Source organism: Rodentibacter sp. Ppn85, assembly GCF_001999335.1.
In the GTDB taxonomy this organism is placed as follows: Bacteria; Pseudomonadota; Gammaproteobacteria; order Enterobacterales; family Pasteurellaceae; genus Rodentibacter.
The window spans coordinates 26,505-43,203 of sequence record NZ_MLHS01000018.1 but is presented as its reverse complement, the minus strand read 5'-3'; the positions used below and the strand labels follow the sequence as shown (position 1 = coordinate 43,203).

Annotated in this window: 11 protein-coding genes; 7 read left to right on the top strand and 4 right to left on the bottom strand. The window is 41.2% G+C overall.

The window, feature by feature from the left end:
* Positions 1-46 precede the first annotated feature (46 nt).
* Both BKL51_RS03730 and BKL51_RS03725 read left to right on the top strand, forming a co-directional pair.
* A complete protein-coding gene (locus tag BKL51_RS03730; RefSeq protein WP_077465401.1) occupies positions 47-2,860 on the top strand; it encodes a valine--tRNA ligase in 2,814 nt (937 codons plus the stop codon).
* Between the two features lie 137 nt (positions 2,861-2,997).
* A complete protein-coding gene (locus tag BKL51_RS03725) occupies positions 2,998-4,839 on the top strand; it encodes an ATP-binding protein (RefSeq protein WP_077465400.1) in 1,842 nt (613 codons plus the stop codon).
* A 40-nt stretch (positions 4,840-4,879) separates the two neighbouring features.
* Here the strand turns inward: BKL51_RS03725 and BKL51_RS03720 are convergent, their stop codons facing one another.
* From BKL51_RS03720 to BKL51_RS03705, 4 genes are all read right to left on the bottom strand, one after another.
* Entirely contained in the window at positions 4,880-5,263 is a 384-nt protein-coding gene (locus tag BKL51_RS03720; RefSeq protein ID WP_077465399.1) for a hypothetical protein, read from the bottom strand.
* 65 nt (positions 5,264-5,328) lie between these two features.
* On the bottom strand, positions 5,329-6,162 hold the full coding sequence (locus BKL51_RS03715) for a PTS system mannose/fructose/sorbose family transporter subunit IID (protein ID WP_077465398.1): 834 nt from the start codon (positions 6,160-6,162) through the stop codon (positions 5,329-5,331).
* 10 nt (positions 6,163-6,172) lie between these two features.
* Positions 6,173-6,967: a PTS mannose/fructose/sorbose transporter subunit IIC gene (locus BKL51_RS03710; RefSeq protein WP_077465397.1), complete on the bottom strand. Its 795-nt coding sequence runs from the start codon at positions 6,965-6,967 to the stop codon at positions 6,173-6,175.
* An 11-nt stretch (positions 6,968-6,978) separates the two neighbouring features.
* Entirely contained in the window at positions 6,979-7,965 is a 987-nt protein-coding gene (locus BKL51_RS03705) for a mannose/fructose/sorbose PTS transporter subunit IIA (RefSeq protein ID WP_077465396.1), read from the bottom strand.
* A 243-nt stretch (positions 7,966-8,208) separates the two neighbouring features.
* On the opposite strand from BKL51_RS03705, the gene BKL51_RS03700 reads away from it, so the two are divergent.
* The 5 genes from BKL51_RS03700 (at position 8,209) to araG (ending at position 16,694) form a co-directional block, all read left to right on the top strand.
* Entirely contained in the window at positions 8,209-10,062 is a 1,854-nt protein-coding gene (locus BKL51_RS03700) for a tRNA(Met) cytidine acetyltransferase TmcA (protein WP_077465395.1), read from the top strand.
* A complete protein-coding gene (locus BKL51_RS11850) occupies positions 10,059-10,235 on the top strand; it encodes a DUF5363 family protein (protein ID WP_158074915.1) in 177 nt (58 codons plus the stop codon). Before BKL51_RS03700 ends, BKL51_RS11850 begins: the two co-directional genes overlap by 4 nt.
* A 90-nt stretch (positions 10,236-10,325) precedes the next feature.
* Positions 10,326-13,766, top strand: a complete 3,441-nt coding sequence (gene mfd / locus BKL51_RS03695) for a transcription-repair coupling factor (RefSeq protein ID WP_077465394.1) — start codon at positions 10,326-10,328, stop codon at positions 13,764-13,766.
* Positions 13,767-14,136: 370 nt separating this feature from the next.
* Positions 14,137-15,138: an arabinose ABC transporter substrate-binding protein gene (locus BKL51_RS03690; protein WP_304442289.1), complete on the top strand. Its 1,002-nt coding sequence runs from the start codon at positions 14,137-14,139 to the stop codon at positions 15,136-15,138.
* A 38-nt stretch (positions 15,139-15,176) separates the two neighbouring features.
* Positions 15,177-16,694, top strand: a complete 1,518-nt coding sequence (gene araG, locus BKL51_RS03685) for an L-arabinose ABC transporter ATP-binding protein AraG (RefSeq protein ID WP_077465393.1) — start codon at positions 15,177-15,179, stop codon at positions 16,692-16,694.
* Positions 16,695-16,699: the final 5 nt, after the last annotated feature.

Sequence of the window (16,699 nt, the reverse complement as noted above, 5' to 3'; positions counted from 1 at the left end):
TTAACAATTAAGAAGAGTCGAACCTTTTATAAAAAAGAGAGCAACAATGACAAAAAATTTTCAAATGGCAGATCGCTTTGAGGCGTCTGCGGTAGAGCAAGCCCTGTATAAACACTGGGAAGCACAAGGTTATTTTAAACCGACTGAAAATCCGAACGTACCGAGTTACTGTATTGCGATTCCGCCGCCGAATGTAACGGGCAGTTTGCATATGGGGCACGCATTCCAGCAAACTTTAATGGATACCTTAATCCGTTTTAACCGTATGGAAGGGCATAATACCCTTTGGCAATCAGGCACTGACCACGCGGGTATCGCCACGCAAATGGTGGTGGAGCGTAAAATCGCTGCCGAAGAGGGCAAAACCCGCCACGATTACGGGCGTGAGGCGTTTATCGACAAGATCTGGGATTGGAAAGCCTATTCAGGCGGGACAATCAGCCAACAAATGCGCCGTTTAGGTAACTCGATCGACTGGGATCGTGAACGTTTCACAATGGACGAAGGCTTATCCAATGCGGTAAAAGAGGTCTTTGTCCGCCTGCACGAAGAGGGGCTGATTTACCGTGGCAAACGCTTGGTAAACTGGGATCCGAAACTGCGCACCGCCATTTCTGATTTGGAAGTGGAAAACCGTGATGAAAAAGGCTTTATGTACCACGTTCGCTACCCGTTTGTGGATAAATCCGAAACCTTTGGCGGCGGTTATATGCACATTGCCACCACCCGTCCGGAAACCATTTTAGCAGACGGCTGTTTAGCGGTTCACCCTGATGATGAGCGTTACAAAGATGTGATCGGTAAAATGGTACACGTCCCGATGACCGACCGTATCATTCCGGTGGTTGCCGACCCTTACCCAGACCCTGAATTTGGCACGGGCTGTGTGAAAATCACGCCGGCGCACGATTTTAACGACTACGAAGTAGGCAAACGCCACGATATTGAAATCATCAATTTAATGAACCCTGATGCGACCTTAAACGACAATGCCCCTGAGCGTTATTGTGGTTTGGATCGCTTTGATGCGCGTAAACAAATCATTGCGGATTTAGAGGCGGAAGGTTACTTGGAAAAAATCGAGCCGCACGAATTAAAACGCCCTTACGGCGACCGTTCCGGCGTAGTAATTGAGCCGTATTTGACGGATCAATGGTATGTGAGCGTCAAACCGCTTGCGGAAGTGGCGACCAAAGCGGTGGAGGACGGTGAAATTCAGTTTGTGCCGAAGCAATACGAAAACCTTTATTTCTCTTGGATGCGGGATATTCAAGATTGGTGTATTTCTCGCCAGTTATGGTGGGGGCATCGTATTCCGGCGTGGTATGACGAGGCGGGTAATATCTACGTTGCCCGTAGCGAAGAGGAAGCCCGTCAAAAACATAATCTACCTGCTGATCTTGCCCTAAAACAAGATGAAGATGTGTTGGATACTTGGTTCTCATCAGGCTTATGGACATTCTCAACCTTAGGCTGGCCGGAGCAAACCAAAGAGCTGAAGATGTTCCACCCGACCGATGTGCTGATCACCGGTTTCGACATCATTTTCTTCTGGGTTGCCCGAATGATTATGTTTACGATGCACTTCATCAAGGACGAAAACGGCAAGCCGCAAGTGCCGTTCAAAACCGTCTATGTAACGGGGTTAATCCGTGATGAACAAGGGCAGAAGATGTCCAAATCCAAAGGAAACGTGCTTGACCCGATTGATATGATTGACGGGATCAGCCTTGAGGATTTATTGGAAAAACGCACCGGCAATATGATGCAGCCGCAATTGGCGGAAAAAATTGCCAAGTCCACCACCAAGCAGTTCCCGGAGGGGATTGCGCCGCACGGCACGGACGCATTACGCTTTACCCTTGCTGCACTGGCGAGTAACGGTCGGGACATCAACTGGGATATGAAACGTCTTGAGGGCTACCGTAATTTCTGCAATAAATTGTGGAATGCCAGCCGCTATGTGTTGATGAATATGAATGCGCTCGAATTGGGCGAGGGCGAGAAAACCTTCAGCTTGGCGGATCGCTGGATTCAGGCGGAATTTAACGACACAGTGAAAACTTTCCGTGAAGCACTTAGCCAGTACCGTTTCGATATGGCAGCCAATGCCCTGTACGAATTTACTTGGAATCAATTCTGCGACTGGTATTTGGAGCTGACCAAACCGGTATTTGCGCAAGGTTCAGAGGCGGAAAAGCGAGGAGCGTGCGACACCTTAATCAACGTGTTAGAAAAATTGCTGCGTTTGGCTCACCCGATTATTCCGTTTATCACTGAAGAAATTTGGCAGAAAGTGAAAGGCTTTGCCGGCGTAGCGAGCGAAACCATTATGTTGCAGCCGTTCCCGCAATATGACGAAACCTTGGAAGATCCGACCGCACTTGCTCAAATCGGTTGGCTGAAAGACATTATTGTGGCAGTACGAAATATCCGTGCCGAAAGCAATATTGCACCAAGTAAACCGCTGGAACTGTTGATTCGCAATGCCCAAGAAAGCGATTGCAAAATTTTGGCGGAAAACGACCGCTTGCTAAAAGCAATGGCGAAGTTGGACAATATTCAAGCCATTCCGGCAGGGGCAGAAGCGCCGCTTTCCGTTGCCAACTTGGTTGGCAATATGGAAGTGTTGGTGCCAATGGCGGGCTTTATCAACAAAGACGCAGAGCTTGCCCGTTTGACCAAAGAGATCGACAAACTGACCAATGAGGTTAAACGCATTGAGGGAAAACTCAGCAACGAAGCCTTTGTTGCCAAAGCACCGGAAGCGGTGATTGCCAAAGAGCGTGAAAAAATGGCAGAGTACCAAGCAGGCTTTGAGAAATTGCAAATTCAGTATAAAGCGATTGAAGCATTATAATTTTGAAAAAACGCTGACCGGTTCAGCGTTTTTTATTTTCTGATGTGACTATCCCACTCATACTAACTAATAGATATACAATTTTCCTTTTGGTGCTAAAATACTTTTCCGGTATCTTTTCCAACATTTAACCAATAATGAAAAACTTTAAATATTTTGTTCAGCGATATGTTGATTGGGTTATAAAACTTGGACGTGTTCGGTTTTCTCTACTTGGATTATTAATTCTTGCCGTCCTGGCTTTGACTGCACAGATTTTACTTAGCCTATTTATCACTAATCAAATTGATTGGATGGTTCTTGTCCGTTCAATTATCTTCGGGCTTTTTACTGCGCCTTTCGTTATTTATTTTTTTACTTTACTGATTGAACAATTAGAACGCTCAAGGTTAGATCTGTCTAAAACGGTATTACGTTTACGAAATGAAGTATCGGAAAGAATTATCGCTGAAAAGAAACTTTCTATTGCCTTAGATAAATTAGAAAAAAATAATCGAGAAAAAAGTAGTTTACTTGCGACTATTAGTCATGAATTGCGAACACCGCTTAACGGTATTATTGGGTTGAGCCATATTTTATTGGATGATCAGCTTTCAGAACAGCAGCGTAATTATTTAAAAACAATTAACTTAAGTGCGGTCAATTTGGGGTATATTTTTAGTGATATTATTGATTTAGATAAGTTTGATACAAAACGCCTAAAATTGAATCTTGAACCTATTAATTTAAATGAATTATTAAACGATATTCAAAATTTTGCCATGCTAATGGTCGAACCTAAAAATCTTAAATTTATTTTAGAAATCGAACCTAATTTACCGGATTTACTTTATTTGGATAGAGCTCGTTTGAGTCAAATTCTTTTAAATTTGATTGGTAACGCAGTGAAGTTTACTGAAAAAGGCACAATTAAACTTGCTGTTCAGGCTTTAGAAAAAGATATTTATCGTTTTAGTGTTTCTGATACCGGTATAGGGATCGCCCAATGTGAGCAAGATAATATTTTCAAAATGTATTATCGTGTGAAAGAAAATACGAATCGATCTTCCGGTAGCGGAATTGGTCTAGCAATATCAAAAAATCTTGCTTTATTGATGAAGGGCGATATTGAAGTCAAAAGTGAGCTTGGTCAGGGTTCGACGTTTGATCTTACTATCCATGCCAAAGAAGCTTATTCAATTAATCATTATGAACCTCTCCAACCGTTGAATTTATCCGTTTTATTAGTTGAAGATATTGAGTTAAATGTTCTTGTCGCAAAAAGTGTATTGGAAAAACTTGGGCATCGTGTTGATGTTGCGATGAATGGGAAAGATGCAATTAAGCTTTTTGAACGCAATACTTACGATATTATATTGCTTGATATTAAATTACCGGATATGTCGGGTTTTGATATAGCCTCTTACCTACGTAAAAAATATGAAGACGGCATTTATGATTTTCTCCCTCCTCTTGTCGCTTTCACTGCAAATGTGATGCAAAGTGAAGAGGAATACCAGAGTAAGGGGATGGATTCCGTTCTGCGTAAACCTCTCGCATTAGATGACTTAAAACGCTGTTTTCATCATTTTTTTGGTGAAGAAAATATAAAATGCATAGAATCTAAAGGCGTGGAGAAACAGTCATCCTATCAGTCTTTCAATCTGGAATTGATAGAATTGTTAGGTAAAACACAAACCGAACGGAATCTAGTATTGTTTAAACAAATGATGCCGGCGTATCTTCAAGAGCTTAACGAAGCCTTTAAGGTTTATTTATTGGATCACTCCGCTGATCAAAGCGTTGCTGATGTTGCACATAAAATTAAAGGTGCGGCAGGTTCCGTCGGATTAAGTAAATTACAGCAACTTGCAGAAAAAATGCAATGTAATCAAGAAGAGGGTTGGAACGATAATATTGAAAATTGGCTTCGTGAACTGAATAGTTACTGGCAAGTTAATGTCAAAGAATTGGAAGATTATTTGAATTCTGTTGGATAACAAAAAGACCGCACTTTAAAGCGAAAGTGCGGTCGTTTTTTTAAGGGTTTTTATTATTCAATTTGTCTTCCGAGAATTTTCGCAACAGGTGAATTTCATGTTTCGCCTTATCAGACAGCACTTTATTATCTTTTAGCATTTGCTCGGAACGCGCCATAATAAAGTGTAAATAATCGGCATTTTGCGTTTGTTCAAAAAATTGTTTTGCTTGATACATATCGGCAAAATCTTTATTTGCTTGAGTAAGCAGCATTTTTTGCCCGAATAGTACGAATAATGCCAGAGCTAAGGATATTACCGTGCCATAGCCGTTTGTCGGATAATAAAGTAATCCGCCGATAATAAATAGAGCAGAAACCAAGCGGGAACTGTTTTTGATATAAGTTTCACTGGGCGGCGCTTGTATTAATTCTTTGAGTTTCATCATTTTTTTCCTAAAAAATAAGGGCGTTATCATACGCCCTTACGGTTAAATATTTCAAGTATTCTCTAAGCGAGAACACCGGCCCAGTAACCCAAAATCCCGATTCCGAATAAGGCAAAGATAATAATCATCGCATTGACTTTTTTACGTAATAAATACATACATAAGAACGTGAGTAATAACGCGAGTAAACCGGGGAGAAGATCGTTTAATACGCCTTGAAGAGTCACGACCACTTCTTCACCCAGTGGGTTATTATAACGGTTTAATTCTAACGGTACGTTGATAGTGGTCCATTTAGAGACCAACGAGCCCATGACAAAGAGACCGAGAATGGAGGCTCCTTGCGTAATTTTTTGTAAACGACCACCGCCCATATCGGAGACGATTTCCGTTCCTTTTTCATAACCATACTTGAAACCATACCAACGTGTTACTACACGAACGATGTTAATTAAAATAAAGAATAATAATGGGCCTAAGGGACTACCGGTTAAAGCAATACCGGCCCCCAGTGCGGCTAAAACGGGACGCAATGTTCCCCAAAAAATGGGATCACCCACACCAGCAAGCGGCCCCATTAAGCCCACTTTCACCCCACTGATTGCCGCATCGTCCACATCTTTTGCACCGTTTGCACGTTCCTGTTCCATCGCAGCAGTAACTCCCGTAATGGCGGAGCTCACCCACGGATGGGTGTTAAAGAATTCAAGGTGGCGTTTTAATGCGGCCGCTTGATCTTCTTTTTTACTGTATAAACGCTTGATGGTTGGGATCATCGAAACACAAAACCCCATTGATTGCATACGTTCGAAGTTGAATGAACCTAAAAGGAACGTTGAACGAAAGTAGGTTTTTAAAATATCACCTTTAGTAAGTGTCACTTTTTGATCTGACATAATGCGCTCCTTATAGACCTTCTAATTCGTTATCGGCTAATTTTCTTTTTGTCTCTACCGGCATTGCAGCTTGGTTAAAGCGTGGATTTAATTGGATATAAAGCATTGCCAAACAGGTACCTAAAATGCCTAAACCCACTAAGTTATAGTTAGTGAATGAGGCGATCACGAAGCCAAGGAAGAAAAATGGCATTAATGCACCCGCACGCATCATATTGATAACCATCGCATAGCCCACAACTACAATGAAACCGCCGGCGATTTGTAAACCATGGGTAATAACTTCAGGAATCGCATTTAATGCTTCGGTTACACTATCAGTGTTTGCTACTAAACCAACGGCTAATGCGGGAACCGCCACACGTAAGGCTTGTAAAGAAAGACCGGCAAAGTGGCAAAGCTCAATACCTCGGAAATTGGCTTGTTCTGCAAATTTATCAGCTCTGTGTTGTAAGAAAATAGTTAAAGTACGAACGAAGATTGTTAATACTTGGCCCGCTGCGGCAACCGGCACCGCAATGGCTATTGCCGTACCGACCGATTGTCCGCCTTTGATAACCAAGATTGCAGAAATGACACTCGCCAGTGCCGCATCCGGTGCCATTGCCGCACCTACGTTCATCCAACCTAAGGCGATCATTTCTAAGGTACCGCCAAGAATGATACCGGTTTCAAGATCGCCTAAGACTAGACCTATCATGGTACAAGCAAAAAGCGGGCGGTGGGTTTGACGTTCGTCTAACACACTTCCCATACCGCAGATTGCCGCAACCAGTACGACTAAAATGAGTTCCATTGTTGACATAAAAGGCTCTCCTAAAATTTAATTGAATCTAATTTTTCACGGGTAAGCTCAACCGGTTTATTCGCCGCCACTTTCTGAAGTGAGAGTTTTACACCCATATCGAGTAATTTTTTGAATGCTTCCACATTAGACGGGTTGACGGTGACTGCATCGGAAAGTTGTTTATTGCCTTCTTTGTGCGTCATTCCGCCAACATTGATGGTATCAATACGTAATCCGCCTTCAATTAAACGCACCGCATCTTCCGGTTTTGTTACCAGCATTAAAATATGACGGCTGGCATATTTGGGATTGTTATACACCTTAATCGCTTTATCCACAGAAATAACATAGGCTTTCAAATGCGGAGGCGCAATTTGAAGTAACAATTCTTTGCGAAGTTCGTCATTTGCCACTTCATCACTGATCGCAAAAATGGCTTCACATTTCACCGCTTTTGCCCAAGAGGTCGCTACCTGACCATGAATTAAACGGTCATCGATACGCAATAAATTGACACTCATACGACCATTTGGATCATATTGTATATTGTCTTTCTCCGTTTCCTGTTCTTCCGATGATTTTACCGTTGCCTCTTCCGCTTGGGTAAAGGAAGCCGTTTCATCAGGTTTACGATAGCTTTTCACCGCCATCACTCCTACTTCTTTTGCTGTGGCAGCGAGATCTTCTGCTGATTTCGCATCGTCTTTCGCATCCAATACTTCCAACAACATAGGTAAACTTACGCCGGTAACAATATCATCTTGCGGGCGTTTTGCCGCCACACGAGCTGCCGCGTTATAAGGGCTGCCACCGAATAAATCCACCAAAAACAACACCGAATCGGCGGGATCACATGCAGCAATAATAGCTTCATATTTTTCCACCAAGGTGTCCTGTCCTTCTCCCGGAACGAATGTAACGCCGTGGAGTCCTTCCACTTCGCCAAATATCATTTCAGAAGAGTTCACCAACTCTGCGGCAAGTTTACCGTGAGCTGCAACGATTACTTGAATCATTGAATACTCCTAACGTTATAAAAAACTTTGCAAGCATAATGTAAACGATTGTGCAACTCAATATTGCTATGAAAGGATTTAGAACAAAAACTGTGAGCTAGATCAAAATTTATTCATAATGATGGCAAAATCGACAGCGAATAATGGAGGGCTTTTGATAGGAAAGTGCGGTCAAAATTTATCATGTTTTGTAGAACATCAAAATTTCGCTAAAATGCACCGAAATGATGATAAGGATTCCTTATGCCAAATCGCCAATGCCAAGTACTTATTTCTGATATATTACCCGAGTCTTTACCCCCACAAGTTTTAATTGTTGGGGAGCAGGGCGTGCCCTTTTCTAAAGCGGTAAATTTACTGGGTCAAGAATTTGAACACATTTTATTCGATGCAAGAAACGGCATTCATCTAGAAGCCCTGGCTATTGCTGCCGGCACCTTGAAAATGGGAGGAACCTTGTGTTTGTTGTTTTCGGACTGGGAAAATTTAGAAAAACACGCTGATTTTGATAGCCTTCGTTGGAATGGCGGTACTTCTGCCATCAGCACACCAAATTTTATTCATCATTTCAAACAATGTGCGGAACGCTACTATTTTCCTATTTTGAGAAAAGCAAGTGCGGTCAGTTTTCCGTCAGTTTTCTATCATGAGGAAAAACACAAACTGGCGACAGTGGAGCAGCAACAAATCCTTGAACAAATCTTGCAACAGCAATGTGATCTGTATTTTTTGACAGCAAAACGAGGGCGGGGAAAATCAGCATTATTAGGGCTGCTGGTTAATCACATTGATACCCCGATTTATCTCACCGCGCCTAACAAAAGTGCGGTCAATTCATTATATGATTTTGCGAAAGGAACCATTGAATTTATTGCACCGGATGAATTAACCCACCGATTACGGCAAGATGCGGCATTTGCCGAAAATGCTTGGCTTTTGGTTGATGAGGCGGCGATGATTCCTTTGTCTTTGTTACAACAGTTTTCCCAATATTTCCACCATATTGTTTTTAGTACAACCATTCATAGTTATGAGGGAACCGGGCGTGGTTTTGAATTAAAATTTAAACAAAAAATCCACCGCACTTTTCAACAATTTGAACTCTATCATCCCTTGCGTTGGCAACAAAATGATGCCATTGAACATTTTATTGAGGATCTTTTGTTGTTGGATGCGGAGAATCAAGTTGCGCAACTTGAGTATAACCCGCAAGGTAATATTCAGATTCATGAAATTGCACAGTCTCGGTTAACTCGCTCGCCTGAACCTTTTTACGGCTTGATGACCTTGGCGCATTATCGTACTTCGCCCACTGATTTACGCCGTTTGTTTGACGGCGAAGGGCAAAGTTTTTATTTAGCGAGTTATCAACGATACCTTATTGGTGCCATTTGGGCATTGAAGGAAGGCGGAATGAATGATGAAAATCTCATTGAGCAAATCCGACAAGGAATACGCCGTCCGAAAGGAAACCTTGTGCCGCAATCTTTATGTTTTCACGGCAATTTTCCCGAAGCCTGTGGTTTGAAATCTTTACGAATTTCCCGCATTGCCGTACAACCTCATTGGCGACAAAAAGGTATCGGGCAAAGCTTGATAAAAGCGATGGATAATGCCGAGGTTGATTTTCTTTCCGTGAGTTTCGGTTATACGGAAGAATTAGCGTATTTCTGGCAAAAATGCGGTTTTGCGTTAGTCCATTTAGGGGAGCATCAAGAAGCTAGTAGCGGTTGTTATTCGGCTATTGCTTTGAAAGGCTTGTCGGAAAAGGGAAGTGCTTTGACGAAAATTGCACGGCAACAATTTCAACGTAATATGGGGTTATCTATTCATCCCTTAGCTAAAAAAATAATGAGCGGGAAAATTGATTGGGCGCTTAATGAGGACGATTGGCAAAGCTTAAAAAATTTTGCGTATTTCAACCGCTCTTTATTTTCCTCAATACCCGCCATTCAACGTTTGTTAAGGGCGCAGAATAAACGCAATTTTCCACAACTTTCAAACTATTTAACGGAAAAACAGTTTCCCTTTAACCGGAAAAAAAGCGTAGAATGTTTTCGTTTGGAAATTAAACAATATTTAGAGGAACTTTTATGACGACAACAGAAAAAACAGAGAAACCAAAAGGCTGGTTTAAACGGGCTTTGGAAAAGTATGATAATTTTCTAAAAACCTACGATCTTGATTCCCCGAGCTGCTGTGGCGTACCAAAAATGCGCGAAGATGAAAACGGAAACTTATGTAAAGAAGATTCTCTTTTTAAAAAATAACCTGTTTTTTTATACATATTTTGGCTTGAATCCCCTTTTTTAATTCAGTAAACTATGCATCAATTTTTATAAGAGATTGGCGCATTATTCATGAAAACCGCTTTTTTCCAACTCGATATTCCTTCCAACCCAAACGATCATAAAATTTTAGGTAATGTCTTGCAAGGTGCCGATGCCCTTGCGATTAGCGAGATTGCCGAACAACACCAACATTTAACCGTCGTAGTGACACCCGATACCAGAAGTGCGGTTCGTTTATCCGGTATTTTATCGGAATTAAGCGAACAAGAAGTGAGATTGTTTCCTGATTGGGAAACGCTGCCTTATGATACTTTTTCGCCTCATCAAGATATTATTTCTTCCCGTCTAAGCGCGCTTTTTCATCTCCAAAATGCAAAAAAAGGCATTTTTTTGTTGCCGATTGCGACCTTAATGCAGCGCCTTTGCCCGCCCCGGTATTTACAACATAATGTTTTATTGATTAAAAAAGGCGATCGCGTTGTTATTGAGCAAATGCGTTTACAACTGGAATCAGCCGGTTATCGTGCCGTAGAGCAAGTGTTGGAGCATGGTGAATATGTCGTGCGGGGTTCATTACTTGATCTTTTTCCGATGGGAAGTGCGGTACCTTTTCGATTAGATTTTTTTGATGATGAAATTGATTCTATCCGCACTTTTGATGTGGATACGCAACGCACGCTAGATGAAATTCAATTCATTGATCTTCTGCCTGCACACGAATTTCCTACTGATGACAAAGGTATTGAATTTTTCCGTACTCAATTTAGAGAAACTTTTGGGGAAATTCGGCGGGATCCGGAACACATTTATCAACAAATTAGTAAGGGAACATTGATTTCCGGAATTGAATATTGGCAGCCGTTATTTTTTGCAGAAATGGCGACGTTATTTGATTATTTGCCTGAACAAACGTTATTTGTCGAGATGGAAACCAATCAAGCACAAGGCGTGCGTTTTTATCAAGATGCAAAGCAGCGTTATGAGCAACGTAAAGCGGATCCGATGCGCCCGTTATTACCACCGGAACGTTTATGGTTAAATATTGATGAAGTGAATCACCACCTGAAAGCCTATCCGCGTATTACACTTAAAAATGAAAAGGTACGCTCATCGGTACGTCAGAAAAATTTACCGGTAGCCTCATTGCCGGCGATCACTATTCAATCACAACAAAAAGAACCCCTAGGCCAGCTTCGTCAATTTATTGAACATTTCAATGGAAACCTATTATTTTCAGTCGAAACGGAAGGGCGCAGGGAAACGCTACTTGATTTGCTTCAACCGTTAAAAATTAAACCTAAACAAATTCAGTCCCTCACACAGGCAGAGCAAGAAAAATTTAGTCTATCGGTCAGCTCCTTTGAGCAAGGCTTTATTATTGAGCAATCCTCACCGCTAGCCATTATTGGTGAAGCCAATTTACTGGGCGAAAGGGTTCAACAGCGCCGACGTGATAAGCGGAAAACCATTAATCCGGATACGCTTGTGCGTAATTTGGCCGAACTTAAAATCGGGCAACCGGTGGTACATTTGGAGCATGGGGTAGGGCGTTATGGCGGCTTGGTAACACTTGATGCTGGAGGCATTAAAGCAGAATATTTACTCCTGAATTATGCCAATGAATCTAAGCTTTATGTGCCGGTAACCTCGTTACATTTGATTAGTCGCTATGTAGGCGGTTCCGATGAAAGTGCGCCGTTACATAAACTGGGTAATGAGGCTTGGGCGAAATCACGTCAAAAAGCCGCAGAAAAAATTCGTGATGTGGCAGCGGATCTGTTGGATGTTTATGCACAGCGTGAGGCGACAAAAGGCTTTGCCTTTAAATATGATCGTGAAGAATTTCAACAATTTGCAGCGACTTTCCCTTTTGAAGAGACCCATGATCAAGAAATGGCGATTAACGCCGTTATTTCAGATATGTGTCAGCCAAAAGCGATGGATCGTTTAGTCTGTGGCGATGTAGGCTTTGGTAAAACCGAAGTGGCAATGCGTGCGGCATTTTTGGCTGTGATGAATCATAAACAGGTTGCTGTTTTAGTTCCGACAACATTGCTTGCACAACAACATTATGAAAATTTTAAAGATCGTTTTGCCAATTTACCGGTGAATGTGGAAGTGTTATCGCGTTTTAAAACTGCGAAAGAACAAAAACAAATTCTACAAAATCTTGCGGAAGGCAAAGTGGATATTTTGATCGGCACCCATAAACTGATTCAAGCGGATGTGAAATTTCATGATCTCGGTTTGTTGATTATTGATGAAGAGCACCGTTTTGGCGTGGGGCAAAAAGAAAAAATTAAACAATTACGTGCGAATATCGATATTCTCACACTTACCGCAACCCCGATTCCACGCACTCTTAATATGGCAATGAACGGTATTCGTGATCTCTCCATTATTTCCACGCCGCCGGCTCGCCGCTTGAGTATTAAAACCTTTGTTCGTCAAAAGGATGACTTAGTGGTACGTGAAGCGATTTTGCGTGAAATTCTGCGTGGTGGACAGGTATATTATTTACATAATGATGTGGCGAGCATTGAAAATACGGCAGAAAAATTGACCGCACTTGTACCGGAAGCTCGAGTGGTGGTGGGACACGGACAAATGCGTGAGCGCGATCTGGAACGGGTAATGAGCGATTTTTATCATCAACGTTACAATGTATTAGTTTGTTCAACTATCATTGAAACAGGGATTGATGTTCCGACGGCAAATACTATTATCATCGAACGAGCGGATCATTTTGGTTTGGCGCAATTACACCAATTGCGTGGTCGGGTAGGGCGTTCTCATCACCAAGCCTATGCCTATTTGCTGACCCCTCCAGCGAAAATGATGACAAAAGATGCACAACGCCGTTTGGAAGCGTTGGAAAGTTTAGATAATCTTGGGGCCGGTTTTATTCTTGCCACCCACGATTTAGAAATTCGTGGTGCGGGGGAGCTGCTGGGGAACGAACAAAGCGGACAAATTGAAACTATCGGTTTTTCCCTTTATATGGAATTGCTCGATGCGGCAGTGAAAGCTTTAAAAGAAGGACGTGAGCCGTCTTTAGAAGAATTAACCCGACAACAGGCTGAAATCGAACTGAGAGTCGCGGCTTTGTTACCGAATGAATATTTAGGCGATGTGAATATGCGTTTATCCTTCTACAAACGTATTGCCGCCGCCGAGACAAGACAAGAATTAGACGAGTTAAAAGTCGAATTGATCGACCGTTTTGGTTTGTTACCGGAGGCAACGAAAAATTTACTGCAAATTGCCGAACTCCGTTTATTGATCGAACCTTTAAAAGTGCTTCGTATTGATGCCGGCACACAAGGGGGCTTTATTGAATTTTCACCAACAACACAAGTTGCGCCGGAAAAATTTATTCGGCTTATTCAAAAAGAACCGATTGTCTATCGTTTTGATGGCCCGTCGAAATTTAAGTTTATGAAGGAGCTTTCAGATAATAAAGTACGGTTGGAGTTTGTGGTGGATTTGGTGAAATTTTTAATCGAGTAAGATTCTATTCAGAAAATTATTGTATTACCTTTAATAATTTAGCATTACAAAAATAACGCACTATAAAAATAGTGCGTTATTTTTGTTTTTACTCCATTTTTTCTTGTGGAATGAAATGAAGTGACATCAAAATATTAAGTTAAATTTCGTATAAAAAGTTGGGGTATTTATACGAAATTTCTCAACTTGTCAGGAGGGATTTGCTGAAAATATGGATTATTTTGCAATAAATTCATACTGTGATCCAGATCTCAGTTTAATCATTAATAAATACAGTATTATCCTGTCATCGGACGGTAAAGTCGTTAAGTAAGCTGTTTCGAAGGCGGTAATATTCATTTATTGATGTATTTATATTGAGGATCTCGCAATGAATAAACGAAATTTCTTAAAATCATTAATGGTTGTTTCAGTATTGGCTACAACCGGTTCTATGTCTATTTCTATCCAAGCTGCGGAACCTATTAAATTAGGCTTTTTGGTTAAACAGCCGGAAGAACCATGGTTCCAAACGGAATGGGCATTTGCGGATAAAGCTGCCAAAGATCTTGGTGATGTTCAAATTATTAAAATGGCTATTCCTGACGGTGAAAAAACATTAAATGCTATAGATAATTTAGCAGCAAGCGGTGCAAAAGGTTTTGTTATTTGTACACCAGATCCTAAATTGGGACCGGCGATTATGGCAAAGGCACGTTCTTATGATTTGAAAGTGATTACGGTCGATGATCAATTCTTGAATGCAGCCGGAGAACCTATGAATAATGTGCCGATTATCATGATGGCTGCAACAGAAATTGGTGAACGTCAAGGTTTAGAATTGTATAAGGAAATGCAAAAACGCAGTTGGAATGTCAATGAAACCGCGGTATTAGCTATCACTGCAGACGAACTGGATACTGCCCGTCGCCGTACAGACGGCTCTATTTCTGCATTAATCAAAGCAGGATTCCCTGAAAAACAAATCTATAAATCGCCCACGAAAAGTAATGATATTCCAGGCGCGTTAGATGCCGCTAATGCCATGTTAGTGCAGCACCCCGAAGTGAAAAATTGGTTAATAGTCGGGATGAATGATAATACCGTATTAGGGGGAATTAGGGCTACGGAAGGGCAGGGCTTTAAAGCTGAAAATGTTATCGGTATCGGTATTAATGGTACAGATGCAGTAAGTGAGCTTTCAAAGCCTAAAATGACCGGTTTTGTCGGCTCATTACTGCCAAGCCCCGATGTGCATGGCTATCGTAGTACGGAAATGCTTTATAAATGGGTTAAAGAGGGGATTGAGCCACCAAAATATACGCCGATTGGTGATCCCGTATTACTGATGCGAGATAACTTTAAACTAGAGTTGGAGAAAAAGGGGCTTTAGTTGAATGTCATTAAAATATCGGTAAGGAGGAAATATTTATGCAAATTCCTTATTTAGAATTTGACCAAATTAGCAAATCTTTTCCTGGAGTTAAAGCATTACAAAATGTGTCATTTAAATGCTATGAGGGGAAAGTACATGCCCTTATGGGAGAAAATGGTGCCGGTAAATCTACCTTACTGAAAATTTTAAGTGGTAACTATTTGCCGACGGAAGGAAAAATGCATATTGGGGGACGCTCTCTTACGTTTCGCACAACAAAAGATGCCTTACTTGCCGGAGTTGCTATTATTTATCAAGAATTAAATATCGTACCGGACATGACGGTTGCAGAAAATCTTTGTTTGGGTCAATTCCCCCATTCTTTTGGATTGGTTAACCAGAAAGAATTATTAAGCCGTACGCAAAAATACTTGGATAAATTAGCCTTAAATATCTCACCAAATACTCCTTTAAGAGAACTTTCCATTGGTCAATGGCAAATGATTGAAATTGCAAAAGCATTGAGCCGTGGAGCGAAAATTATTGCGTTTGATGAACCGACTAGTAGCTTGTCTGCTCCTGAAATCGAAAAATTGTTTGCAGTGATTGAAGAGTTGAAAGCGGAAGGAAAGGTTATTTTGTACGTTTCTCATCGCATGGAGGAGATTTTCCGTATTAGTGATGAAATCACCGTATTGAAAGACGGTCAATTTATTGAAACGTTTTCAGATTTATCAAGGATTAATAATGACACGCTAGTGCGTAGTATGGTTGGACGTAATTTAGGCGATATTTATCATTATCGTTCAAGAGAAATAGGGAAAACACGGTTAAAACTGACCGCACTTTCAAGCAAAAAATTGCCGGGAAGTTTTAATCTTGAAGTGAAAGCGGGAGAGATTCTCGGGTTATTTGGGTTGGTTGGCGCCGGTCGTTCGGAGTTATTTAAGCTTATTTTTGGTGCGGATCCAATGATTCAAGGAAATATTGAGTTAGACGGAAAAAGTATCAAGATAACTTGCCCCAAAGATGCTATTGAACAAGGCATAGTGTTATGTCCAGAGGATCGTAAAAAAGAAGGAATAATTCCTTTGGCGAGCGTTTCGGAAAACATAAATTTAAGCGCAAGACGATCCCATAATTTCTTTAAATTTATCATTAATGAGTTTTGGGAAAAACAAAATGCAGAGAAACAATGCCAACAAATGAATGTGAAAACACCGTCTATTGAGCAACTTATTATGAATTTATCCGGTGGAAACCAACAAAAAGTCATTTTAGGACGATGGTTGTCCGAGGATATTAAAGTGCTTCTATTGGATGAGCCGACACGCGGTATTGATGTAGGGGCAAAATCCGAAATCTATGATCTGATTTTTAAACTAGCTGATGAAAAGATTGCAATCATTGTGATTTCAAGCGATTTACCTGAGGTTATCGGTTTATCCGATCGCATTATGGTCATGAGAAATCGACAAATTACAGGTATTGTAGAACGTGAAGAGGCAACGGAAGAGCGTGTTTTGAAACTTGCTATGGTGGAAACCGATATCTTTGAAACCGTAGCTAAGTAATATAA

Bases quoted from the DNA above. Each gene is read 5' to 3' on its own strand.
- BKL51_RS03730 (WP_077465401.1), top strand. From the start codon at position 47: ATGACAAAAAATTTTCAAATGGCAGATCGCTTTGAGGCGTCTGCGGTA.
- BKL51_RS03725 (WP_077465400.1), top strand. From the start codon at position 2,998: ATGAAAAACTTTAAATATTTTGTTCAGCGATATGTTGATTGGGTTATA.
- BKL51_RS03720 (WP_077465399.1), bottom strand. From the start codon at position 5,263: ATGAAACTCAAAGAATTAATACAAGCGCCGCCCAGTGAAACTTATATC.
- BKL51_RS03715 (WP_077465398.1), bottom strand. From the start codon at position 6,162: ATGTCAGATCAAAAAGTGACACTTACTAAAGGTGATATTTTAAAAACC.
- BKL51_RS03710 (WP_077465397.1), bottom strand. From the start codon at position 6,967: ATGTCAACAATGGAACTCATTTTAGTCGTACTGGTTGCGGCAATCTGC.
- BKL51_RS03705 (WP_077465396.1), bottom strand. From the start codon at position 7,965: ATGATTCAAGTAATCGTTGCAGCTCACGGTAAACTTGCCGCAGAGTTG.
- BKL51_RS03700 (WP_077465395.1), top strand. From the start codon at position 8,209: ATGCCAAATCGCCAATGCCAAGTACTTATTTCTGATATATTACCCGAG.
- BKL51_RS11850 (WP_158074915.1), top strand. From the start codon at position 10,059: ATGACGACAACAGAAAAAACAGAGAAACCAAAAGGCTGGTTTAAACGG.
- mfd (WP_077465394.1), top strand. From the start codon at position 10,326: ATGAAAACCGCTTTTTTCCAACTCGATATTCCTTCCAACCCAAACGAT.
- BKL51_RS03690 (WP_304442289.1), top strand. From the start codon at position 14,137: ATGAATAAACGAAATTTCTTAAAATCATTAATGGTTGTTTCAGTATTG.
- araG (WP_077465393.1), top strand. From the start codon at position 15,177: ATGCAAATTCCTTATTTAGAATTTGACCAAATTAGCAAATCTTTTCCT.